We start from the raw sequence: 23644 nt of genomic DNA, 5'->3' as shown, positions 1-23644 counted from the left end.
GTCCTGCGACGTCGGTGCATCCGAGGGCACCACCGGAAACTCCACGTTCCAGATCACCAACAACGGCAGCAAGGTCACCGAGTTCTACGTCTACGGCGATATCGCCCGACGCGGCCTCGGTCGAGGACTTCTCGGTGCATCCGGCCAGGGCCATCGGTAGAACCGCGACCGCGGCCAGAGCGTAGGTGGTACGACGCATGGTGGTGGTGCCTTTCAGGAGTTCTGAAGTACAGGCTCGGGAGCCGCGGGAACGCGGACCGGGCGGAGGAAGAGGAACAACACGACGACGATGTACAGCACCCATGCGATCGCTTGGAAGACAGTGGGTTCGGGGCGGAAGTTGAAGATGCCGGCGAGCACGGTGCCGTACCAGCTCGAGGCATCGAAGTGTGCGGTGATGTCGAAGGCGACAGCGCTGCCACCGGGTAGGACTCCGCCGATCTGCAGGGCGCGGATGCCGTAGGCCAGGATTCCGGCGGCGACCACGATGAGGAAGATGCCGGTGTACTTGAAGAACACGGCAAAGTTGATGCGCACCGCGCCGAAGTACAGAAACACCGTCAGTACTGCGGCGACGACGATGCCCAGTAGAAGTCCGAGCAGTGGCCACAGGCTGCCGTTGGTGTTCTCGGCGTACCCGACCATGAGCAATGCCGTCTCGACGCCCTCACGGCCGACGGCGAAGAACGAGAGCGTCAGCACTGCAGCAGGCCCGACGGTGAGTGCTTTCTCCATGTTCGCCCGCAGCTCGCCGGAGATGTTCTTGGCGGCGGTACGCATCCACAGGACCATGGCCGTGACGATGACGACGGCGACCAGCGAGGCCGCTCCCGCGATGATCTCGGCCGTCAGCCCGGTGACGGTGGACGTGCCGTAGTGGATCACGAAGAAGATTGCCGCCACCATCGCGACGGCCAGGCCGACTCCCAGCCACACCCACTTGAGGGCGTCGCGTCGGTTCGCTTTGACGAGGAACGCCACGAGAATCATCACCACGATGCCGGTCTCGAGACCCTCGCGAAGACCGATCAGACCGCTGCCGAACATCTGGGTGGCGATCGACGGCGCAGATCCTGCGGCAGCCAGTACGGACACGGATGGTGCTCCTGTTGTGCGTCGAACATTGGTACGCCTTGCCTCGCGAAGGGTAGGCGACCCTCATGCGTGAAGGTTGACAGAAACATACACCCTGCAACCTGGTCCTTATGCACGTTGTACTGGGGTTTTATCGGTCTTTAGCTTTCTATTACCTTCCGTGTGCAGGATGGTGAGGTGATCTCACGAATCTGCGTGCTCGCCACCGCATCGGTACTCCTTGCGCTCACCGCATGTGGCAGCAGCGAGCCGAAGCGTGAGATTCCCGAGGGCATTCCGCCCGGCCCGGGCACGGAGGTGCCGATCATCGACTTCAATGCCCCCGGCCGAACGGCCGATCTGCTCATTGCCTGGGCAGAGCCGCAGACCGATGCGCTCGGTATCTCGGTGACCGCACTCGCGTCGTACGGGCACGCTGCCGCGATCATGGCCGAGACCGACGCGGACTGCGGCATCGCCTGGACGACACTGGCCGGGATCGGGTACATCGAGAGTCGGCACGGCACCTACCAGGGATCTTCCGTGCAGCCCGACGGACTCGTCGCACCGCCGATTCGTGGAATCCCACTCGACGGCGGCCCGGGCGTCGCCGAGATCCCGGACACCGACGGCGGATCGATGGACGGCGATGCAGAGTTCGATCGTGCGATGGGACCCATGCAGTTCATCCCCGAGACGTGGAAGAAATGGGGTGTCGACGCCAACGGCGACGGCATCGCAGATCCGGACAACATCGACGACGCCGCTCTGACGGCTGCGCGTTATCTCTGCGCGCGCGGCGGTGATCTGCGAACGGCGCAGGGGTGGGAGAGCGCGTTGATGGCGTACAACCTCTCGGGCCAGTATCTGCGTGACGTGCGAGATCGAGCGGCCGCGTACTCGGTAGGCACCAGGCCGTAGAAACTCCGTGCATCGCGGGCACCATGCAACAGCGGCTAGTCTTGCACCCGGCACAGTCCGCCGGTCCCCGTTACTAGGAGAAGCATTCGTGGCCATCATTGAGCAGGTCGGAGCTCGCGAGATCCTCGATTCCCGTGGCAACCCCACGGTTGAGGTCGAGGTCGCATTGGACGACGGGACGTTGACCCGTGCAGCCGTTCCCTCCGGCGCATCCACCGGTGAGCACGAGGCCGTCGAGCTTCGTGACGGCGGAGACCGCTACGGCGGCAAGGGCGTCGAGAAGGCCGTCAACGCGGTGCTCGACGAGATTGCGCCCGCGGTCATCGGCCTCGACGCCATCGAGCAGCGCACCGTCGACCAGGCCCTCCTGGACCTCGACGGCACTCCCGACAAGTCCCGCCTCGGCGCGAACTCCCTGCTGGGTGTCTCGCTCGCCGTCGCCAAGGCTGCTGCGGAGTCCACCGGACTCGAGCTCTTCCGCTACCTCGGTGGCCCGAACGCCCACATCCTGCCGGTGCCGATGATGAACATCATCAACGGTGGCGCGCACGCAGACAGTGGCGTCGACGTCCAGGAATTCATGATCGCGCCGATCGGTGCGGCCACGTTCAAGGAGTCGCTGCGCTGGGGTGCCGAGGTCTACCACGCACTCAAGGCAGTACTCAAGGCCAAGGGCCTGTCCACCGGCCTCGGCGACGAGGGCGGCTTCGCTCCCGATCTCGCCGGAACCAAGGCAGCTCTCGACCTGATCCTCGAGGCCATCGGCAAGACCGGTCTCAAGCCCGGCCAGGATGTCGCGCTCGCCCTCGACGTGGCGGCCACCGAGTTCTACACCGCGGGCACCGGCTACGCCTTCGAGCGTGAGACCAAGTCCGCCGAGCAGATGTCGGCCTTCTACGGCGAGCTCGTCGACGCTTACCCGCTGGTCTCTATCGAGGATCCGCTCGACGAGAACGACTGGGACGGCTGGGTCGCACTCACCGAATCGATCGGTGACAAGGTTCAGCTCGTCGGCGACGACCTGTTCGTCACCAACCCCGAGCGTCTCGAAGACGGCATCGTCAAGGGTGCGGCCAACGCACTGCTGGTCAAGGTCAACCAGATCGGCACGCTGACCGAGACCCTCGATGCAGTGGATCTGGCGCACCGCAACGGCTACAAGACGATGATGAGCCACCGTTCCGGCGAAACCGAGGACACCACCATCGCTGACCTGGCAGTTGCCGTCGGCAGCGGGCAGATCAAGACCGGTGCCCCCGCCCGAAGCGAGCGCGTCGCCAAGTACAACCAGTTGCTGCGAATCGAAGAAGCTCTGGGTGACGCGGCGCGTTACGCGGGCGAGCTGGCTTTCCCCCGGTTCAATTACGAGGGCTGAGTCAACCGATACGTATGCACGAAGTGGAGAGTGAATGATGGCACGACGCGGGAGGTCCGGGACCAGTCCAGGTGGACGGGATCCCCGACCCCGCGGCCGTCCTTCCTCTCCGAATCGCTCGAAGCCGACCGGGGGTGCGTCTCGCGACGAGACCGCCTCCGGCCGGCCGGCCACTCCACCGGAGCCGTCCGATCAGGCGCGCGACGCCGTGGTGGGTGGCAAAGCCGCTCCGAGGCGCGTCGGTGTTCGTAGACCCAAGATGCCCGAGCGCACGTTCTTCGGGCTGTCCACCGGACGCGCAGTCATTCTCGGTGTCGTGGTGTGCGCGTTGGCGTTGACGCTGGCCGTGCCGCTCAGGACCTACTTCTCGCAGCGCGGTGAGCTCGAGTCCGTGTTGGCCGAGCGTCAGACCCTGCAGGACGAGGTCGACGCGCTCGAGACCCAGAAGTCTCAACTCAACGAACCGTCCCGCATCGCTGCCGATGCTCGCGAGCGGCTGCGGTTCGTCATGCCGGGGGAGACGCCGTATCAGGTGCAGCTCCCCGGCGACTACTCGCCGAGCTCCAAGGATCTCGAGGTGGACAACACCCCGACCGGGCCGTGGTACACCGACCTATGGAACACCGCGGTGCAGCCGCAGGGATCGGACGAGCCGTCGGAGCCCACGTCCGCACCCATGCCCGTCGTACAGCCAGAACCCGCTCCGGCCCCGCCGGTGCCAGAACCAGAAGGGGGACCCGTCGGGTGAATTCCTCGGCAGTCTCGCAGGAAGATCTCGATGCGGTCGCATCGCAGCTCGGACGTGAACCGCGTGGCGTACTCGAAATCGCGTATCGATCTCCGGACGGCAGGCCGGGTGTGGTGAAAACTGCCCCGAAGCTTCCCGACGGCACTCCGTTTCCCACCCTGTACTACTTGACCGACCCGCGATTGACGGCGGAAGCAAGTCGGCAGGAATCGGCCGGAGTCATGCGTGAGATGACCGAACGCTTGGGGACCGACCCGGAATTGGCTGCCGCCTATTTGCGTGCACACGAGTCGTACCTGGCTGAGCGCAACGAGATCGAATCTCTCGGAACGGATTTCACCGGCGGCGGCATGCCCGACCGCGTCAAGTGCCTGCACGTGTTGATCGCGCATTCGTTGGCCAAGGGGCCAGGAGTCAATCCGCTCGGCGACGAGTCGGTGGCATTGGCAGCCGAGAACTCGTTGCGCGGCAAAGCTATTCCGGCTAATTGGCCGACCATCGAAGAACTACGTGCGGAGAAATCATGACCAGGGTTGCAGCAATCGATTGCGGCACCAACTCCATCCGCCTGCTCGTCGCAGACAACAACGGTAAGACCCTTGCTGACGTCGCTCGTGAGATGCGGGTCGTGCGCTTGGGGCAAGGCGTCGACGCGACCGGAGCCTTCGTGCCCGAGGCCATCGAGCGCACCCGTGTTGCGTTGGTGGAGTACGCGGAGATCATCCGTAAGACCGGGGCCACCGCGGTGCGCATGGTCGCCACCTCCGCCACCCGTGATGCGTCGAATCGGGAGGATTTCTTCTCGATGGTGCGTGAGGTACTCGGCAAGGTCATTCCCGGTGCCGAGGCCGAGGTGATCACCGGAGACGAAGAAGCACGGTTGTCCTTTGCCGGTGCGGTCGGTGAACTCGATTCTGCCGCAGGGCCTTTCCTGGTCGTCGATCTGGGTGGCGGTTCCACCGAGCTCGTACTGGGCGACGCGAAAGGCGTGAAAGCGGCGTTCTCGGCGAACATCGGTTGCGTGCGTCTGACCGAACGATTCCTGCATTCGGACCCTCCCACCGCAGACGAGATCAACGGTGCGCGTGAGTACGCCCGCGAGAAGTTGGCGGAGGCATTCGAGGACGTCTCGATCGGCGACGCGTCGAGCTGGGTGGGTGTGGCCGGCACGATGACGACCATCGCGGCCATCGCCAAGGAACTACCCGAGTACGACGCCGACGCAGTGCACTTGTCTCGTGTGCCCTTCTCGGAGTTGTTCGAGGTATGCGAGGACCTGATCGGCATGACTCACACGCAGCGAAGTGCGTTGGGGCCCATGCACCCCGGACGGGTCGACGTCATCGGCGGCGGAGCGATCGTGTGCAGCGTGCTGGCCGAAGAATTCGAGCGACGCGGGGCTGTCAGCTCGTTGACGGTCAGTGAGCACGACATCCTCGACGGCATCGCGATGTCGATCAAGATCTGATCTGCAATTCTGCAGACCCGTTCTGCGGCGATGTAGGTTGCATCGCTTCGTGTTTCGGTGAAGCCTGATAGGCGCTGTGGCTCACGTCACTGCTACCGACGAGGCTAGGACCACCGATGACGACACCCGCCCAGCAGGCCCCGGCCGAGAAAGGTCTGGCGCGCGTAGCGCAAGCGCTCGCCAAGGGAACCGAGAAATGGTTTCCCGACGCGTACATCTTCGCCCTCGTCGGCGTGGTGGTCGTTGCTGTTGCTGCCTTCGCCAACGGGTCGTCTCCGCAGAATGTGGTCGACGCATTCGGAAACGGTTTCTGGGACCTGACGGCCTTCACTCTGCAGATGGCAATGGTCGTTCTCACCGGCTACGTGGTGGCAACCTCTCCGCCGGTCGCCAGGTTGATCACCCGATTGGCGCAGGTGCCCAAGAGTTCCAGTAGCGCAGTCAGTTTCGTGGCGCTGCTGTCCTGCTCGGTGTCCTTCCTCAACTGGGGCCTGAGCCTGGTGTTCGCCGGTCTACTGGCCCGAGCCATCGCGCGCCGTGACGATCTGCGCACCGACTATCGGGCCCTGGGTGCTGCCGCGTTCATGGGCCTCGGCGCGGTCTGGGCGCTCGGCATGTCGTCCTCTGCTGCTCAGCTGCAAGCGACGGCCAGTTCGCTTCCGGCGACACTGCTTTCGGTCACCGGTGTACTCGACTTCGGCACCACCATCTTCACGTGGCAGTCGTTGCTGATGTGCGTCATCATCATCGTGTTGACGGTCGTCATCGCACACGTGTCTGCTCCGAAGGGTGCCGCGATCAAGACTGCCGCCGACATGGAGGTCGATCTGGACGACACCGTCGCGGAGCCGGCACCGCGCACCAGGCCGGGTGAGTGGCTCGAGTACAGCCGCATCCTTCCGCTCTTCGCCGGCGCAATGACGCTGGGATGGCTTGTTTCCCAGCTATTGACGCTGCCGGTGCTGTCAGTGGTCAGCAGTCTCAACGGCTATCTCTTGGTGTTCCTGATGCTCGGTCTCGTGCTGCACGGCACCCCGCGGCGGTTCCTCGATTCGGTCAGCAAGGCGGTCCCCGCCACTGCGGGGATCCTCGTGCAGTTCCCGCTGTACGCCGCAATGGCGGCCATGTTGACCAAAGCGGAGGGTAGAGGAGGCGTGACGATCTCCGAGCACCTCGCGAATTTCTTCACCGACATCGGTAGCGGCGGTGGATTCGCCGTGGTCATCGCGGTCTATACCGTCGTACTCGGGCTCTTCGTTCCGTCCGGCGGCGGCAAGTGGCTCGTCGAAGCGCCGTACGTCATGCAGTCTGCCACCGATGTGCAGATGAACCTCGGCTGGACCGTCCAGATCTACAACGTGGCCGAGGCGCTGCCGAACCTGATCAACCCGTTCTTCATGCTGCCCCTGCTGGCGGTTCTGGGCCTGCGAGCGCGAGATCTGATCGGATTCACGTTCCTGCAGTTCATCTTCCACTTCCCGGTGGTCCTGCTGCTCGTTTGGCTGCTCGGCATGACCTTCGACTTCGTGCCGCCGGTCATCCCGGCCCAGTAGCAGCCCGATATGATCGTCACCGCTGGAGCGCGACTCCAGCGGTGGCCCCTATAGCCCAATTGGCAGAGGCAGCGGACTTAAAATCCGTCAAGTGTCGGTTCGAGTCCGACTGGGGGCACCAGAGTCCATATGGATCCGAAATCTTAGGATAGGTCACGAGTTTCGGCGAGTGTCGTGTACTTCGGTGAACTTCAATGGTTTTGAATGGACAAGTGGCGCAGCGGATTTAAAATCCACTGACCGACCTGAGCTTGCTCGATCGCTACTCGGCTGGTTTGTGCAGCTCAGGGCAGGTCCTAGCGTTGAAATTCGACCGACTTCTGAAGTTCACTGACACGAGGCTGACACATCTCGGTACGAGCTGCGTCGCATCGTGAGCGTCGATACGTAAATGATGGGCGCAACAATGGATTGCGATGCCTGTGAGGATGCGAGCGATGGCCTCTTGGCTGAGCGGATGGCTGCACGGTCAAAGAACGGCAACTTCGGCACAACCGCCTCAATACCTTGTGTGCGGTGCACTCGCTCGCTCGAAGAATCAGGGTGGGGACAGTGGTTTTACAGTCACCGTACTGGCCGGCCCTTGGGACGCCTTGCGCGAAGAAGCGAACGATCACAACGCCACAATGATCGTTATCGGAGCGCCGCACCGCGGCTTCTTCACCCCGCGTCGACGAGGCGCTGGGCGACGGTGTCGTGGCGCAGCTGATTCCCCACGCCGAACGCTCAATCTTCACCGTCCGTTTCGGCGAGACAATCCCTATGCCGAAGGATTTGTCACCCGACCTGTTGGACCCTGGTGAGCGGTGGCGAAATCGGGCTGGGATCGCGTCAGCGTTCGCCTTTCAGGCGGCGACGACGGCTTTGGCTGCGGTCGGCACCGGGTCGGGGTGCCTGTTGCGTGCGGCGACGACTGCTGCAGCTAGTAGGACGAGCGCAGTGAGGAACTGTGCGTTGCCGGCGATATGCCGTAGTGCGAGCTCGAATGGTCCTGTTGTCGAGTCGATTCCGTCGAGGAGCTGGTGCGGAGCGATTACGAACACGGCGATGGACCCGACGAGCAACGGGCGCCAACTCCGATACTGCGGAGCTATGGCGAGGGGTATGAGCAGCACGCTGTAGACCCAATGGTGGGTCACAGCGAAGGGAGCGGCCAGCAGCGAGGCGAGTGCGACAACCGCCAGCGCGAGCATCGGTTCGCGGGATCGGGTGAACCTGCGTGCCGACCAGGCGGCAGCGCCGACGATGGCCACGGCGGCGAGCGCCCACACTGCGTCCTTGACCAGGCCATCGACTCCCAGTCGAGCAAGCACCCCGGTGAAGGCTTGGTTACGAACGAAACCGTGGCCACCGCCGCGTTCGGTGGCGAAGAACTCGGTGAGCCAGAAGTGCACCGAGGCTCCGGAAAGAAGCCAAATACCGACCGCAGCAACAGCAATCACCGTGGCGACGGCGCGAGCGATCGAGGCGTAGTCCCGTCGAACGAGAAAGAACAACCCGAACGCTGCCGGCGTGATCTTGATCGACGCCGCGACCGCTGTCGCGACGCCGCGAACTCGACGCGGCAGCACAGCGGCGCAGTCGGCGACCACGAGCGCCATCAGAATGATGTTGATCTGCCCGAACCCGAAGTTCGATCGGACGGGTTCGAGGAACAACGCGACACCGAGGGCAGCGAACGCCGCCACCGCAGGCCGCGAGACATCGAGCTTGCGTAGCACCGCAGCGAGGACCCACCACACGAGCACCACATTGACCGCCGACCACAGCAATTGCAGAGTCGTCATCTCCAGCAACGTCATCGGCGCGAACAGCACTGCGGCTATCGGCGCGTAGATGAAGCGCAGGCCGGACCGAGTGGGGAAGTCTTCGGAATACAGCGGGAACCCATTGACGTACGCGGCCCCCGCATCCTGAAAGACGGCCAGATCGATCTGGTGGTCGTTCAGAGCCTGACCGATCAGAACGGTGACGGCCACACCCGTCAGTGCCAACCCGAGTGCGAGCACCGCCGCGAGCGTGACTCGCTCACGGCGGGTGGAAGGTTCAGCGGACACACGCATGCAAGTTCTCTCCTGACAGAGCGGGGGATCGAGGCTCGATGGGGGCGATGCCGTGTCGGGTATCGGGAACGGACCACCTCCACACTCATATCTACACTAACGTAACAGTAGAGTAGTCGAGGGTCGGTCCACCACTCGTGAGCGGAGGCCGGTCACACGACTAAAGTGGCCACGCGCGCTTTTGTGCGAATCGATCGACGTCGGCGTGAGAACTCAACGGAGGGTGCGTATGTCGCGTGACGAACGAACCACCATGCAAATCGGCGAGGTCGCTCGACGAGCAGAGCTATCGGTTCGCACCGTCCGACACTACGAAGACGTCGGCCTGCTCATGCCCTCCGCGCGAACGACAGGCGGCTTCAGGCTCTACACCGAGAGCGACGTCGACCGCCTGCTCGTGATCCGCCGAATGAAGCCACTGGGCTTCACGCTCTCGGAGATGAAAGAACTACTCGACTCCCTGGACGTACTCGACGACCGGGGAGCCTCGACAACCCAGCGCGCAGCGGCCGCAGAGTTCGTCGAGCAGTGTCACGCAAAAGTCGAAGACAGCGTGCGTCGAGCTCGCCGACATCTGCGATACGCCGAAGAACTCACCGACTTGCTCGACAACCCTCACGGCATCGCGCAAGAGTAAACCCGACCGAGGTCGATAACGTTCAGTCGCAAAGGCTTCGGGGTGCGTACGCATCCTGCCGCACCGACTGGTTCGTCACCTCCACCTCGCTTGCACGCGGCGCACAGCCCGCCCGATTTGCATTGACCCTACCATTGCGTAAGAGTAGAGATCGCTGACATCGTGACAGACAGCGCGCGAACAACGCACGCGTCGCCACGACACGCGGATGCCCATCGGGTTCCGCGCACCTACCTTCCCCGGACGCAGCGATGCGTCCACCCGCTACCGCTGGCGACGCCTGCTCATGCCGACGAGTCCGTGGTGAGAACAACCGGAAACGGAGACAAATGTGTCACCAGCAGAACCCGTCTCGACGATGCCGAACGAGGTGTCCGAAAGCGAACACACCGTCATGAACGCCCTGAAATCACCGCGTCGACTGAAAACCGAAGTCCTGGCCGGCCTCGTCGTCGCCCTGGCTCTGATTCCCGAAGCCATCGCGTTCTCCATCATCGCCGGCGTCGACCCGCGAGTGGGTCTGTTCGCGTCCTTCACCATGGCCGTCTCCATCGCCTTCCTCGGCGGACGCCCCGCGATGATCTCCGCCGCCACCGGCGCGATTGCACTGGTCATCGCCCCGGTCGCGAAGCAATACGGCCTCGACTACTTCATCGCCACCGTCATCCTCGCCGGCCTCTTGCAGGTGGTCTTCGGCGTCCTCGGTGTCGCGAAACTGATGCGCTTCATCCCGCGCAGCGTCATGGTCGGCTTCGTCAACGCACTGGCAATCCTCATCTTCACCTCCCAGTTCCCGTCGCTCATTGGGGTGCCGTGGCTGGTCTACCCGCTGGTGGCGGTCGGCCTGCTGATCATGTTCCTGCTTCCCAAGATCACCTCCGTCGTTCCCGCACCCCTGGTGGCGATCGTGCTGTTGACCGTCGCCACGGTCGTATTCGCACTCAATGTCCCGAACGTCAGCGGCGAAGGCGAGCTGCCGTCGAGCCTGCCCGCACTGCTGATCCCGGACGTGCCACTGAACTTCGAGACGCTGAGCATCATCGCGCCCTACGCGATCGCCATGGCCATCGTCGGTTTGCTCGAGTCCCTGCTCACCGCGAAGCTCGTCGACGACGTCACCGACACGCACTCGAACAAGACCCGCGAGAGCTGGGGACAAGGCGCGGCCAACGTCATCACCGGCTTCTTCGGCGGCATGGGTGGTTGCGCGATGGTCGGCCAGACGATGATCAACGTCAAGGCCTCGGGTGCCCGGACACGGATCTCGACGTTCCTCGCCGGTGTGTTCCTGCTGGTCCTCGTGGTCGGTCTCGGCGATGTCGTGGCGTTGATTCCGATGGGGGCGCTCGCTGCAGTGATGATCATGGTCGCGATCGGCACGATGGATTGGCACAGCATCCAGCCGAAGACGTTGCGACGCATGCCCAAGAGTGAAACCGCGGTGATGCTGGCGACGGTCGTTGTCACTGTCGCCACCCACAACCTGGCCTACGGAGTAGTTGTCGGTGTCGTCACAGCGATGGTGCTCTTCGCCCGCCGGGTGGCGCACTTGACCACCGTCACCAAGGTGTCCGAGGAAGACACCAACAACGACGGCCTGGTCGATACCCGCGTATACCTCGTCACCGGTGAGCTGTTCTTCGCGTCGAGCAACGACCTGATCTACCAATTCGACTACATCGACGACCCGAAGAACGTCATCATCGATCTCAGCGGTGCCCACATCTGGGACGCATCCACCGTTGCGACACTCGACGCCATCACCACCAAGTACGAGGCAAAAGGCAAGCACGCCGAGATCATCGGACTGAACGCAGCGTCCGCCGAGCGGCACGTTCGATTGACCGGCCAGCTGTCCGGCGGACACTGAGCCGAACCTCGTGCGTCTTCTTCCCACCAACCGTCGGAGCGTAACCCGATCGAGCTCGCCGTGGCTGATAGTGGCCATGGCGAGCATCGCATCGATCATGACCGCACCCGGTCAGACAGCTGCTATCTCGGTGTTCACCGCCCCCCTCATCGACGAACTCGGCATCACGCGAACGGATCTATCGCTCAGCTACCTCATCGGCACACTCGCCGGCGCGTCCGCGATGCCGATGGTCGGCAGAGCCCTCGACCGGTACGGCGTCCGCGCGGTCATGACCGTTCTCGGGTTGATCTTCGGAGCCGTCCTGATCGGATTGAGCTTCGCCGCTGATGTTTTCGGACTGACGGCCGGCTTCGTCGGCATCCGCATGGTCGGCCAGGGCGCACTCGGACTCGCCGCCACCACCGCAGTCGCCGTCCACGTGACGCACCGCCGCGGGCTGGCGCTCGGCATCACCGCCGCGGCAGGATCAGCGGGAATCTCCCTGGCACCGGTGCTTCTCGAACGTCTTGTCTCGAGCCACGGTGTGGATGCCGTGTGGCGATACGAGGGAATTGCCGTGTGGCTCATCGTGGTTCCGGTAGCGCTGATCGGGCTGCGATCGGCAGGCAAAGTGAAAGCAGTGTCTGCGGACTCGCCCGGCAAGCGTGAGTCAGTTGTTTCCGTCGAACGGAACGTGTGGACCACCCGAAAAGCTCTCCGCACCCCGATGTTCTGGGCCATCGCTGCAGGTCTTGCCGCCTCCGGCATGCTCAGCACCGCCGTCAACTTTCATCAGGTGTCTCTGCTGGGTGAGCAGGGATTGAGCGCCACGGCGGCGGCCGCGAACTTCATCCCGCAGACGGTTGCCGGATTGGTAAGCACATTGGCTCTGGGAGCGTTGGCCGATTCGATGGCACCGAAGCTCGGTGTCGCGATATCGATGGCGCTGTTGTGCGCGGCCCTGGTGTCGATACCGCTGGTCGCACCAGGAGTCATGGCAATCGTGTACGAATTGATCCTGGGGTGTGCGGCGGGCTCGATGCGTGCCATCGAGGCGGCCGCATACGCGCACTACTTCGGCACCGCGCACATCGGCGGAATACGTGGGGTATCGACGATGATCGCTGTGGGATCCACCGCGTTCGGTCCACTCGCTCTGTCGGTGGGCCATGACGTGGCAGGAAGCTACACCCCCGTCGTCCTCCCATTCGCGGTGATTCCCGCGGCGGTGGCAGTGCTCGTTGCGCTCACACCGGCACCCTCGCTTCCCCCCAGGGCCGAATGATGCTGCCCCGGTTGTCATCTCACGTTCGGGCGCGGCGTGAGATCGTCTGCAGCAGGGGCTCGCATGAGCGTGATGATCGCAGCCGTTGCTGCCAATGCTGAAATCATCACTAGATACGGTGCTCGTTCGTTGTGAGAAATCGTGGTGGCTGCCGCTGCAGCGGACAGTCCGACCGCGCCGCCGAATTGTTTGGCTGTGTTCATCAGGCCCGATGCCGCTCCTGCTTGCTCTGTCGGTACTCCCGAGGTCATCACGGTAGCGAGTGGCGTATTCATCAGGCCTCCACCGATTCCGATGACAATCGAGGGACCGGCTACCGCACTCAAGAACGCACCTGTTTGCGCGTCCGCGATCCACCACACCCCCGCCGCGGCGATCAAAGCCCCGGTAGAGATCAATATGCGGGCACCGATGTGGTCGAGAAGTCGAGGCACGAGCGCAAGGTTCACCGCCATCAGCGACACCGTCAGCGGAAGGAACGCGAGACCTGTCTGGACCGGGCTGTACTGCCAGTCCTGCTGCAACCGGAACGTCAGGAAGTACCAGATACTCACCTGAAAACAGACCGCGGTCAGCGCCGTCGCCGTCGTCCCCAAGGCGATGTTCCGTCGACGCCACAGACTCGACGGGATCAACGGTGACTCACTTCGTCGGTCCAGACGCATCCAGATCGCGGCCGAGGCGACACCGATCGCGAACGCCGCCAGCACAGGACCGGAGAGCCGGCCGTCGTCGGCGAACATCGACAGCGAATACACGACCGAACCGAATGCGAACATCGATGCTGCCACCGACGACCACCTCACCCCGGTGCCGGCGAGCGGTCCTCGTGCGGCGAGCAGGCGGCGGGCGGCGACGGCGACGAACACCCCGACCGGCACATTGATCAACAGCACTGCACGCCAGGAGAACGCTTCGGTCAGTGCACCGCTGAGGATGTTGCCGACCCCGCCGCCTGCGACACTGACCGCAGTCCACAGGGCGATCGCCCGAGTCCGATCAGGGCCCTCGCGAAACGTCACGGTGAGCAACGTGAACGTGGCCGGAGACAACGCTGCAGCAGCCATGCCCTGGCCGATACGAGCAGCGACCAGCATCGGCCCGGTCACAGCCAGGCCGCCCAGGATGCTGGCGCACGTGAACGCGACCGTGCTCCACAACACGACCCGAGCCGCACCGAACGAGTCCGCCAGCCGCGCGGCCGCCAACAACGCTCCCGCGAACGCCACGCTGTACCCGGTGGCCACCCACGACGTCATTGCAGTACCCAGACCGAAGTCGTCCTGGATGGAGGGGAGTGCCACATTGACGACCGACACGTCCACCACGACGACGAGTTGAGTGATCGATGCGACCCACAGAGCACGACGCGAGCTCATCTTCCCCCTTTGATACATCCGTATAAATGATACGAATGTATCAAGGATGGAAGGTATGTGGAATGGCCACCGAGGAACGAACAACGCAGATTCTCGACGCGGTCGAACGACTGCTCGCCCGCGGAGGGCTGGATGCAGTCACCATGCGTTCCGCCGCGGCCGAAGCGGGTGTTTCGCTCCGGTTGGTGCAGTACTACGGCAACAGCAAAGACGAGCTCCTCCACGCTGCGCTCGGCCGGCTGTCCCGGCGCAGCGTGGAACGGTGGCAGCACGCCTCCGCGGGCCCGAACCCCTCGATCGAGGAGTTCCTTCTCGAAGCCCTACCGACCGACGACGCGAGCCGCTCGCTCCACCGCGTCGGGGTATCCCTCGAACTACTCTCCATCACAACCGAATCCCCAGTCGCCGATGCGTATCGCGCGCACCTCACAGCGATCCATGACCACCTCACCGATCTGTGCCACACCCGTAGCCCGGGCGTCAGCCGAGGTCGAGCGACGGATCTGGCAACGGAGTGCATGGCGTTCATGCACGGACTGGGGTCGCTGGTCATGGCCGGGCACACGACACAACAGCAAGCGCGCATCTGTATCACCGACTTCGTCGCACGCCTGAAGTAGTCAGGGGCCTGATCAGCGATCGTCGGCAGTCGCCACGTTGAGCGTCGACCGCGTCCGATGGAGCTCCGGATGTCGGCTGATCGTGACTCTCCGGTCGAGCAGTCGCGACGGTGATTGTTCATTCGTCCGAACCGAAAGGACCGTGCATGGGAATCCGGAGTTTGCGATCGACCGCTTTGTTCGACTCGCGTGACAGCGTTCTGTTCCTATTACTGCCTGAAAAAGCGTGGCAGCCGGGTCCTTGGCGGCGTCATCTTCATGCTGCTGCCGTTCTTTCATTCCGAGCGCTCGGATCGCCTCCCGAAAGCCAAAAAAGCCGGCCACGGTGAGCACGGCGGCGTCTTCGAGTCTGTGCTTGCTTCGTATAACGCCTATCTGTCTCGCTGTCTCATCGACCCAGCGCGTGAGATGGAACAGGAAAAAAATGCTTTGCTGTCGCGTTCCTGAGCAAGCATCAGGATTTGGCCAATTTTCGACAGGTTTTGGGCGATTAAGACCATCGTCACATCCGTGAGACAGGCGATGGTGTTTGTTGACACAGATGTCGGCCTCCTCTGACGCGGCACAGAAGTTTGATGTCAGCTTCAGATCGGACGCCGGGTCCACGTCGATACGGGATGAACCATCCAGGTCCGAGTGCATCCGATTGAGCGTTCGCGTTGACACGAGCGTGACACAAGTCGGTACAGATCGACATGGACTGGTGTGCACTTCCGTGTACGAAAACTGTTGTGACGCAGAAAAAAGTGGATTCATCGGAGTCCACCAGAATCCATCCTTCCGGACTTAAAATCCGTACAGTGTCGGTTCGAGTCCGACTGGGGGCACCATATTTCCGCAGGTCAGAGTCGGATTCTTTTGGTTCGGTTCGCTTCCCGACTCTCATAGGGCCGTGAAAGGGCCGTGAGGTGCGGGTTGGCGAGCGAACCGGACGCGACGGCCGCGTGCGCTGTGTCCACTTTTCTTCCCTCGATCGTGGTACGGTATTTGGACATCGCCTAGCGGAGGGTCTATCGCATGCTTCAGGTTCCAAACGTAGAACCGGGGGAGGACCCCGATCATGTGCTCGCCGTCTTCGATCTCACAGTTGCTGAGCTTCATGAGCGCGTTGTTCGCCCTGCAGTGATTGGCGCATCAAAAGTGAGCTGGCTGAGTTCTAGGGCGGCAGTTGGTAACCGGATGAACGAAGAGGTGATCGCCGGACTGCGTGCCCTGCAACTCCGTAAGAGGGGGTGGGAACTCGACAAGCTGAATGATGGCGTGTCCCGGATTGTCAATTTGAGCAGCCAGATCGCTATTGTCCCGGCGACAGGTAATGAAAAGACTGGCCAGCCGTTGGCTGGCGTCACCACGAAGAACAGGAAAGGTTCCGCGGCGTTCACCGGCGCTGCGAAGCTCGAAGCAGTTGGGTTCGAAGCTGTGGACAAGTCGGGGTTCGACTGGAAGGTCAGCCCGCCTGAGGATGATGTTCGTTGGATTCTTTGGTATCTACTGCACAGCAAGCAAGGCAACAAGGTTTACCTGGAGCTCAGTGCTCCCGGTTATCTTGATGAGCAGGGATACCCGCGAGGGTGGATGCCTCGTATTGCCATTCCGCCCTACGAAATTGTTGATCCCGAACTCGATGAGCCAGATGAGTCCGATGAGGACGACGTCGATATTCCGATTCGCAGGAAGTAATGAGTCCTGAGTTTGTCCCGTCGCGCCTTGAGTTTGCGAGGCGCAGAAGGGGTTTGCCGCGTACGAAAGTGGCGGCAGCAATCGAAGTGGCATCGAAAACGTTGCAGCGCTGGGAAAATGGCGATGGGGAACCTGGTAGAGATGCGATCGAGGGCTTGTCGAGTTTTCTGCGAGTGCTTCCTGAGTTCTTTTTCGCCCCAGAGCTTGAAGTGTTGCCCGAGCAAGCTGTGAGTTTTCGTGCTCTCAGCAAGATGACGTCTGCGGAAAGGGGAGGCGCGACCGCTGCTGGTCGTATCGGGGTCGAGTTTATGCGGTGGATAGAAGGTCAGTTCCAGCTGCCCGATGCTGATGTCCCGTCGCTAACTGGCTGGGAGCCTGAATTAGCTGCTGACAGCCTCCGTGTCCGATGGGAGTTGGGGACTGGCTCAATTCGGAAGATTCTCCCGTTGGTTGAAAAGCACGGTGTGCGCGTTTTAAGCGTTGCACCGGATTACAAAAGCGTGGATGCTTTCAGTTTTTACGACTCGGGTACGCCTTTTATGTTTTTGGACACGACGAAGACTGCCGAGAGGCTGAGGTTTGACGCAGCTCACGAGCTTGGTCACCTGGTGTTGCATGGCGAACATGAAAATCCGTTCGGGAAGGAGGCGGAACTGCAGGCGAATCGCTTTGCGAGCGCCTTTTTAATGCCTGCTGATAGCGTCTACGCAGTAGGTTTGCAGGCTGCTACCCCGAATCAGATCATTAAGGCGAAGGGGAAATGGCAGGTTGCAGCGATGGCGTTGGCACACCGCTTGAACTCTTTGGGGTTGCTGACTGAGTGGCAATATCGATCTGCTTGTGTTGACCTAAGCCAAAGGGGCTTTCGTCGTGCCGAACCGGGCTCCAAGCTCAGGGCTGAGTCATCCCAGATTCTCAGAAAGGTCATGGAACAACTTCGCAGTGAGGACATGACGGTGAAGAGGATCGGCGCACTGTTCGGCCTACCCCCAGACGAGATGTCGGGGTACCTGTTCGGCCTGGCTGTCACGGCCCAAGAAGGTGGTGGTGAGCGCGTCGGGTCAGTAGGCGGGGAACGCCATCTGAAGGCAGTTCCATCGATCGACTAGCCGGACCTCTTGCTGAAAAGCGGCACGACGTTCGACTGCTCGGCGTTGGGTGTCATCGGGACGGCGGTTGGCTCGGGCAGGTGTTGCCCGCGCCGCCGTCTTCCTCAGGGATCCAGCCGCCGTACGTGTCGAGGGTGAGAGTAAAGGTGCTGTGTCCCAGTCACTTTGATACCTGCATGAAGTGCGTACCGGCCATCAGCTGCATCGTGGCGAATGTGTGCCTGAGGTCGTGGAGCCGTACTCCGCGAGTGGCCGGGGTGTCGCCGTCTGCCGGGGCGCTGGCGGGTAGGCCGACGGCCACCAAAGCCGGTCGGAAGATCGTGTCGTAGAACGCGCCCATCGCCAACGGCTGCGACCAGTCCAGAGGTACTGCGTAGCGTTTGCCTGCTGCCCGGTATCCACCGCCGTTCTTCCGCGACGGCCACAGGGGTGCGGTGGGCTCGTTTGCTCTCGGGTGGTGTTCCGCGAGGTAAGCCCGCATCCGTTCCGCGAGCCAGGTCGGCAGCGGCACCGTGCGTCGCGACTTCCGGGACTTGGGCGTGCTCGATACCCACTGCCCGTTCTTTCGGTCCTTGGTCCGGCGTACCTGGATCGGGCATCGCACGGTGGGGGAGCCGTCGGCTCTGGCGGGCCGGTCGTGAAAGCCAGGTCTCCGACCTCCAGCCCCGCGTTCTCGGCGGCGCGAATGCCGCTGTAGGCGAGGAAGTCCACCATCAGCGCGTAGATCGGGTACGCCGGTAGCCCGTCCACCTCACCCGCGACTGCGTTGGAGACTGCGGAAACCTGAGCGGCAGTGAGCGGGTGGTGCTCGATGCGGTCGTGGTCTCCGCTGGATCGCTTCCCGGCGAAGTCCACTCGGTCGGCTGGGTTCGACGAGATTGCGTCGTGCCGGATGGCGTACTTCAGCACTCGTCCGAACGTCGACCAGGCGTGCTTGATGGTCGCGGGGGTTAGTCGGTTGTTCAGCACACCGTCTGCGCCTTGCCTGGATTGCTGCCGAACCAGGGCTGCCAGAAACTATTCGCACTGTCTCGCCGTGATGGTCGCGACGGCCTGACCGCCGAACCTGTCGAGCACATACCGATGGAGCAGCTTCCGGTAGTCGTTAAGCGTGCGCTCTTGAGTTGACCGCGTGCAACCTTGACCTCCATCGACTCCAGCCATGCCGCCGCATAGTGGCCGAAGGGTTGGTCGCCTGCCTTGCGTATCTCCGACGCGGATTGCGCAGTGGTCCTGTGCCTTTGGGCCATCAGTTCGTCGCATCGCTCCTGCGCAGCTTCCTTGGAACCGAACGTCTTTTTGAGGTGGACCTGCTTCTTCTGGCCGTCGGGTCGAGACGAGCTGACGGGATCGGTCTACCCGTCTCGTCGCGTGCTGGTTCCTGCCATCGAACCTGGTAGCTCGGGACCGGCTTGCTGTTCTTGGTGGGACTGGTCTCGATCGTGCGTACGTAGGCCATTGCTACTTCTTTCCGGTTCCGAAGATCGCGTCGAGCACGATGAAGGCGATGGGTAGGACGACGTTGACGGTCAGGGCGAAGGTGTCCATGTCAGGCCACGCCCTCTCGCTGGAGTGGACGGCGGATCGTGCTGTGGTGCCACTGGAGGCCGTCACCTGGGGCAGGACTCCGACACTGTCGAAATTCGACCGGTTGACCACGCTCGAAGGTATGCCGCGGAAGGGCCCGGGGGATAAGTCATTGAGGTCGCTTTCGAGGGACGCCACGTCCGACGAGACAGTTCGCAGCTGAACTGTTCTGGGGATGATATCGGTGGGGGAGACGTGGTCGGCGGTGATGTCGTCCCCGAGGCCCAGCAGCAGGTACGGGGAACTCTGCCGAGGACGTTCTTGTCGGATCCTGCCTCAGCAAGAGGCGATGACCGAAGGGCGGCGACGCCGGGTTCGACGCGGTCGGTGCCGCTGACGCAGACTGAGTGTTGCCAACGTCACACGCGCCATCTATATTAATGATCGTTCAGACATAAGTTTTACTCCGGCGTCACAAACCGGTGCCAAACTTGATTCAGCGGAGAGACAGAGAGACCGCTGAAGGATGGCTGAACGGAGGTTGTCGAACGTCGGTCGAGATCCGATCGAGGCTCACACCCCTTCGTGCTTGTCGTCGACCGAAGTGCCCGAATCGTGCGCAGTGCAAGCGATTCGGTCGATTGGAATCTGTGAAGCGTTGCCAGAACATCCGACCCGTTGGGTAAGTTCGTACCCAATGGCGTCTGCCAACATGGCCGCAGCTGCCTCAATCTCGGCTGTCGGTATGAACTCAGGAGTCAGGCATGACACAACCATCCGAATCCGTGGTCCCGAGTGACTCGGAGTCCGCACCGAATCCCTCAGGAGGTTCGGTGACCACGGCAAAGCGCCCTGGTGTGATCCTGGGTCACCCCGAGAGGTTCTGGAACCTCGCCTTCACCGACCTATGGGAGCGCTTCAGCTTCTACAGCCTGCAGGCGCTGCTCGCGTACTACCTGATCGGCAGTCTCGACGAGGGTGGACTCGCTCTCAGCGCGGCGGTGGTGACCAGCGTCGTCGGTGCCTACGGAGCGCTCGCCCAGCTGTCCATGATCGTCGGGTCCTGGATGGCGGACCGAGTCTTCGCCCCGAAGAAGCTGGTCCTGTTCGGAGCCCTCATCATCGCCGGCGGTCACATCGCGCTGGGTGTGCTGCCCGACTTCCTCGGGCTGTTCATCGGTCTCGGTCTGGTCATCGTCGGTACGGGTGCCTTCAAGACGAACCTGAGTCGAATACTCGGAGCGCTGTACGACGCCAATCCTGAGATGGAGGTCCGGCGCGACTCCGGGTTCACCATCTACTTGGCGGCGACCAACACGGGCGCAGTTCTCGGCCCGTTCCTCGCCGGTCTGTTCCAGACCGAGTGGGGCTTCCACGCCGGTTTCGCAGTAGCAGCCGTCGGAATGTTCTTGGGCGTAGCGCAATACGCGGTGGTGTACAAGAAGCTGCCCGTGGCAACAGGACAAGTAGTCAACCCTCTGCAGCGCGCAGAACGTGGCCGCGTCTCCGCGATTGTCGCGCTGTTCGCTGCGATTGCCACCGGCCTGTACTTCATCGGCGCGTTCGACGGCGAAACTCTTTCCACCACTGTGGGTCTGACAGTGCTCGCGGTCATCGGTGTCTACTACGCGGTCATGTTTCGGTCGACGGTGGTCACCGCCACCGAAAAGGTTCGACTCCGTGGTTTGCTGCCGATCAGCATTGCCGGTCTCGCGTTCTGGGGCTTCAGTTTTCAGGTCTTCACCGTCATCCCGTTGTTCGTCACCGAGCATGTGAACTTGGAACTTGCAGGCTGGCGGGTTCCGGAGTTGTGGTTCGCCTCCGTCATCGCAATCGGATCCATCACGGTCAGTTTCGGAGCATCGGTGTTGTGGAACCGTCTGGGGGACCGTCAACCTGCGTCGATGACCAAGATCATCATCGCGTTCTTCGTCACCGTGGCGGGCTTCGTCGGTACCGGCCTTGCGGCAACCGCGTTCACGCAGGTGCCGGCGTTGATCATGCTGATCTGCATGTTCACGGTCGGCGGTGCCGAAGCCTTCTTCGGGCCCCTGATCTTCTCGCTCGGTTCCAAGGCGATGCCCAAGGCTTTCAAAGCCCAGGGCTTGGCTGTCATGGTGTTGTCTATCGGCGGCGGCTCGGTCATCGCTGGACTGTGGGGCAAGGCGTATCTCGCCATGAGTCCCTCGAGCTACTTCTTCCTGCTGGCAGGGGTAGCGACTGCGATCGGCCTGGTTCTTGCAGCCGCCAGTCCGGCGATCACCAGGGCCATCACCAAGTTCGACTAGACAGGCTTCTCGGCGCGAGAGCCGGTGGTGCACCGATCGCTTCGGTGCGGCACCGGCTCTTCCGTTGATGTCAGTCGGCAGCGACGATCAAAGGCTCCAACTGCACAACGAGCCGTTCGTGAACGCGATCCCAGATCGTGTCCGTGGCGAAGCCACGCACCGGTGTTCGATCCACTTCGTGCAAAAAGATTCCGTGACAATTCTGCGCAACCAGTCGTGCGTCGACGGAGCCTGTCAGTGCTCCGGACTGCTGGCCCTCTCGAAGAATGTCGGTCGTGAGGCGAATCAACCGGTCGCCCTGCTCGACGCTTCGGTTGCCGAAACGGCTACCTTCCTCGAAGCCCTCACGTAGGTAGATGGCCGCATTGACCGGGTCCTCCCGGTAGAAATCCGACCGGACTCGGTATATCGAATACACCCTCCGGCAAAAGGCGTTCCCGTCAGCCGCTCCGGATCGGCTTGCGCGCCAGACGTGGTCGTCGTGCTCGATGCGCTCGAGCAACCGTTCCATCCTGTCGGCATAGATCAGTAACAGCAGTTCCTTCTTGCTGGACACGTAACGAAACAAGGTCGCTTCACCGACCTGCGCCCGCTCGGCGATTTGCTTGGTCGTCACCGCCTCGAACGCGGATTCCCGAAACAGTTGCTCGGCGGCTTCCTTGATGCGGCTCATCTTGAGCTGCTTCGCGCGTACACGAAGACCGACGGGACGCTCGGGCAGGGGATCGTTCACGAGCACCGTCACTGCCTTTCGTCGAGGACATCCTCGACCCTACCTCTGCCCAAACGCAACGAATCGGGTGTGGATTCGCCATCGCGTGAACGACGATTCCACACCCGATCGATACGTGGCTCGAAAGCTGTTGCACTACAGCCGCCGTGATGGATCTCGGGCTCAGTGGCTCCAGGTCATGCCGACGGGGTTCCGTGCACGACGAAGACCTTTCGCAAGGTTTCGTGAACGGTGATGCTGGCAGGGTCACCGCGATGCATCACGCAGATGCTGCCCGGAACGAGCTCATGGGTTGTGTTTCGGTTCGTGAACGTGATCGTCGCACGGCCGGCGATCACCACGAATGTCTCGTCTCGATCGAAACCATCGATGGTGCCCTCGGTCATTTCCCAGACGCCGTGCACGACGCTACCGTCGGGTGAGGTCCAGAAACGATTGGCCGCGACTGTCGGTGTCCCGGCCTTTATACGGTCTGCATTGTCGACCGAGTACTTTGTCAACTTCTGGTCGATCGTCTGCTCGACGAATCCGTTCATCGGTTCCTCCTGCCGCTCAGCGGCACTCGTAGGGTGGGTAGGTGGGTGTGCCTTCTGACGAATCTGGGACGGGTCGGTCTGCTGCTCACGGACGCGCGGCCGTCGATTCGGAGTGGCGTTCGAGTCCGAGCATCCCTAGCGTCATTGTCCAACAATAGGATTGGACATCGACCGTGCTCGAATCCGTTACGGCCTTCCACCGATGGGCTCGATCGCACAAGTCGAGCAGCGCGCTGGTGCATACCGGCGTCGGGGGTAGGGCCTCCGGGCATTCTGCCCGCAGATCGTCGATGATGCTCATGACGAATCGTCGGTATCCGAGCATGAGGCTTTCGATGTCCTCGCGGTGACGGTCGTCGAGAAGCTCTCCTGCGGTCACCGATTCGAGCAAACTGTCCGCTTCGCGCACGGGATTCTCTTCGGTGAGCTGCCACGCGGTGTGGGCTTTCACGAGATTCTCTAGTCGGCTCAGTGGTTCGGCCCGAGGATCATCCGAGCCCTCCACGAAGGTGTAGAACCGGCGGAGTCCGTCTGCAAGGGCCGACGCCAGGACCAGTTCTTTCGACGCGAAGTGGTTGTAGATCGACGCGGGTTTGATTCCGGCTGTCTCCGCGAGCTCCTTCATGCTGACGGCGTGGAAACCACGAGCGCCGAAGAGCGTGATTGCGACGCGCAGAAGTTCGGAGCGAGTGCGTATTCCCCGTGCCATCCGGCCGTCGACAGTCTGCGGTTCGGGCGTTTCCGTCATCGGTCTCCTCGGGCGATGGAACCGAAGCACTGTATGCGAATAGCGGTG

22 protein-coding genes, 1 tRNA gene and 1 pseudogene are annotated in these 23644 nt (G+C 62.4%); 16 read left to right on the top strand and 8 right to left on the bottom strand.

Annotated elements, in window-relative coordinates; all coding sequences use genetic code 11:
- Positions 1–121: pseudogene (locus tag CH262_RS28430) on the top strand (iron uptake system protein EfeO); the annotation flags it as partial.
- Positions 122–213: 92 nt separating this feature from the next.
- Here CH262_RS28430 and efeU read toward each other — a convergent pair.
- The gene (gene efeU / locus CH262_RS13955; RefSeq protein ID WP_032373011.1) at positions 214–1095 is read right to left on the bottom strand and encodes an iron uptake transporter permease EfeU; all 882 of its coding nucleotides are present in this window, start codon (positions 1093–1095) and stop codon (positions 214–216) included.
- Between the two features lie 189 nt (positions 1096–1284).
- Between efeU and CH262_RS13950 the strand changes: the two genes are divergently transcribed.
- The 7 genes from CH262_RS13950 to CH262_RS13920 all read left to right on the top strand — a co-directional run bounded on the left by CH262_RS13950 (position 1285) and on the right by CH262_RS13920 (position 7260).
- Entirely contained in the window at positions 1285–1995 is a 711-nt protein-coding gene (locus tag CH262_RS13950) for a lytic transglycosylase domain-containing protein (protein ID WP_045842124.1), read from the top strand.
- Positions 1996–2083: 88 nt separating this feature from the next.
- On the top strand, positions 2084–3370 hold the full coding sequence (gene eno / locus CH262_RS13945; protein ID WP_027496113.1) for a phosphopyruvate hydratase: 1287 nt from the start codon (positions 2084–2086) through the stop codon (positions 3368–3370).
- A 259-nt stretch (positions 3371–3629) separates the two neighbouring features.
- The gene (locus CH262_RS13940; protein WP_027496114.1) at positions 3630–4118 is read left to right on the top strand and encodes an FtsB family cell division protein; all 489 of its coding nucleotides are present in this window, start codon (positions 3630–3632) and stop codon (positions 4116–4118) included.
- Positions 4115–4645, top strand: coding sequence for a DUF501 domain-containing protein (locus CH262_RS13935; protein ID WP_094717850.1), 531 nt, complete (start codon positions 4115–4117; stop codon positions 4643–4645). The genes CH262_RS13940 and CH262_RS13935 overlap by 4 nt, the downstream gene beginning before the upstream one ends.
- Positions 4642–5586 carry a Ppx/GppA phosphatase family protein gene (locus tag CH262_RS13930; RefSeq protein ID WP_094717849.1) on the top strand — a complete coding sequence of 315 codons (945 nt, stop codon included), beginning with the start codon at positions 4642–4644 and terminating at the stop codon, positions 5584–5586. The genes CH262_RS13935 and CH262_RS13930 overlap by 4 nt, the downstream gene beginning before the upstream one ends.
- Before the next feature lie 116 nt (positions 5587–5702).
- A complete protein-coding gene (locus tag CH262_RS13925) occupies positions 5703–7139 on the top strand; it encodes a short-chain fatty acid transporter (RefSeq protein WP_094717848.1) in 1437 nt (478 codons plus the stop codon).
- A gap of 44 nt (positions 7140–7183) precedes the next feature.
- A tRNA-Leu gene (locus tag CH262_RS13920) sits at positions 7184–7260 on the top strand.
- A gap of 724 nt (positions 7261–7984) precedes the next feature.
- Here the strand turns inward: CH262_RS13920 and CH262_RS13915 are convergent.
- Positions 7985–9202, bottom strand: coding sequence for a glycosyltransferase family 87 protein (locus CH262_RS13915; protein WP_094717847.1), 1218 nt, complete (start codon positions 9200–9202; stop codon positions 7985–7987).
- A gap of 253 nt (positions 9203–9455) precedes the next feature.
- Here CH262_RS13915 and CH262_RS13910 point away from each other — a divergent pair, with 253 nt between their 5' ends.
- The 3 genes from CH262_RS13910 to CH262_RS13900 all read left to right on the top strand — a co-directional run bounded on the left by CH262_RS13910 (position 9456) and on the right by CH262_RS13900 (position 12976).
- On the top strand, positions 9456–9839 hold the full coding sequence (locus CH262_RS13910; RefSeq protein ID WP_094717852.1) for a MerR family transcriptional regulator: 384 nt from the start codon (positions 9456–9458) through the stop codon (positions 9837–9839).
- A gap of 358 nt (positions 9840–10197) precedes the next feature.
- A complete protein-coding gene (locus CH262_RS13905; protein ID WP_094717846.1) occupies positions 10198–11709 on the top strand; it encodes a SulP family inorganic anion transporter in 1512 nt (503 codons plus the stop codon).
- 76 nt (positions 11710–11785) lie between these two features.
- A complete protein-coding gene (locus CH262_RS13900) occupies positions 11786–12976 on the top strand; it encodes an MFS transporter (protein ID WP_094717845.1) in 1191 nt (396 codons plus the stop codon).
- A gap of 14 nt (positions 12977–12990) precedes the next feature.
- On the opposite strand, the gene CH262_RS13895 is transcribed toward CH262_RS13900, so the two are convergent.
- A complete protein-coding gene (locus CH262_RS13895; RefSeq protein ID WP_094717844.1) occupies positions 12991–14355 on the bottom strand; it encodes an MFS transporter in 1365 nt (454 codons plus the stop codon).
- Between the two features lie 62 nt (positions 14356–14417).
- On the opposite strand from CH262_RS13895, the gene CH262_RS13890 reads away from it, so the two are divergent.
- From CH262_RS13890 to CH262_RS13875, 4 genes are all read left to right on the top strand, one after another.
- The gene (locus CH262_RS13890; RefSeq protein WP_094717843.1) at positions 14418–14975 is read left to right on the top strand and encodes a TetR/AcrR family transcriptional regulator; all 558 of its coding nucleotides are present in this window, start codon (positions 14418–14420) and stop codon (positions 14973–14975) included.
- A 189-nt stretch (positions 14976–15164) separates the two neighbouring features.
- The gene (locus CH262_RS13885) at positions 15165–15422 is read left to right on the top strand and encodes a hypothetical protein (protein WP_094717842.1); all 258 of its coding nucleotides are present in this window, start codon (positions 15165–15167) and stop codon (positions 15420–15422) included.
- A gap of 570 nt (positions 15423–15992) precedes the next feature.
- Positions 15993–16655, top strand: a complete 663-nt coding sequence (locus tag CH262_RS13880; protein WP_094717841.1) for a hypothetical protein — start codon at positions 15993–15995, stop codon at positions 16653–16655.
- Positions 16655–17764 (top strand): helix-turn-helix domain-containing protein, encoded by a 1110-nt coding sequence (locus CH262_RS13875; RefSeq protein WP_094717840.1) that lies wholly within the window; start codon positions 16655–16657, stop codon positions 17762–17764. Before CH262_RS13880 ends, CH262_RS13875 begins: the two co-directional genes overlap by 1 nt.
- 160 nt (positions 17765–17924) lie before the next feature.
- Here CH262_RS13875 and CH262_RS27585 read toward each other — a convergent pair whose 3' ends face one another.
- Both CH262_RS27585 and CH262_RS27580 read right to left on the bottom strand, forming a co-directional pair.
- Positions 17925–18275: a hypothetical protein gene (locus CH262_RS27585; protein WP_179274998.1), complete on the bottom strand. Its 351-nt coding sequence runs from the start codon at positions 18273–18275 to the stop codon at positions 17925–17927.
- A 950-nt stretch (positions 18276–19225) separates the two neighbouring features.
- The gene (locus tag CH262_RS27580; protein ID WP_179275001.1) at positions 19226–19378 is read right to left on the bottom strand and encodes a hypothetical protein; all 153 of its coding nucleotides are present in this window, start codon (positions 19376–19378) and stop codon (positions 19226–19228) included.
- 746 nt (positions 19379–20124) lie between these two features.
- Here CH262_RS27580 and CH262_RS13860 point away from each other — a divergent pair.
- Positions 20125–21579 carry a peptide MFS transporter gene (locus CH262_RS13860; protein ID WP_179275000.1) on the top strand — a complete coding sequence of 485 codons (1455 nt, stop codon included), beginning with the start codon at positions 20125–20127 and terminating at the stop codon, positions 21577–21579.
- Between the two features lie 70 nt (positions 21580–21649).
- Here the strand turns inward: CH262_RS13860 and CH262_RS13855 are convergent, their stop codons facing one another.
- The 3 genes from CH262_RS13855 to CH262_RS13845 form a co-directional block, all read right to left on the bottom strand.
- Positions 21650–22312, bottom strand: coding sequence for a TetR/AcrR family transcriptional regulator (locus CH262_RS13855; protein ID WP_143547114.1), 663 nt, complete (start codon positions 22310–22312; stop codon positions 21650–21652).
- A gap of 176 nt (positions 22313–22488) precedes the next feature.
- On the bottom strand, positions 22489–22848 hold the full coding sequence (locus CH262_RS13850; RefSeq protein WP_094717836.1) for a cupin domain-containing protein: 360 nt from the start codon (positions 22846–22848) through the stop codon (positions 22489–22491).
- Between the two features lie 85 nt (positions 22849–22933).
- On the bottom strand, positions 22934–23596 hold the full coding sequence (locus CH262_RS13845) for a TetR/AcrR family transcriptional regulator (protein WP_094717835.1): 663 nt from the start codon (positions 23594–23596) through the stop codon (positions 22934–22936).
- Positions 23597–23644 lie beyond the last annotated feature (48 nt).

Source organism: Rhodococcus sp. 05-2255-1e (assembly GCF_002259025.1).
GTDB classification, from domain to species: Bacteria; Actinomycetota; Actinomycetes; order Mycobacteriales; family Mycobacteriaceae; genus Rhodococcoides; species Rhodococcoides fascians.
Note: the sequence above shows the minus strand (reverse complement) of the source record. Positions and strands in the feature narration are given on the sequence as shown.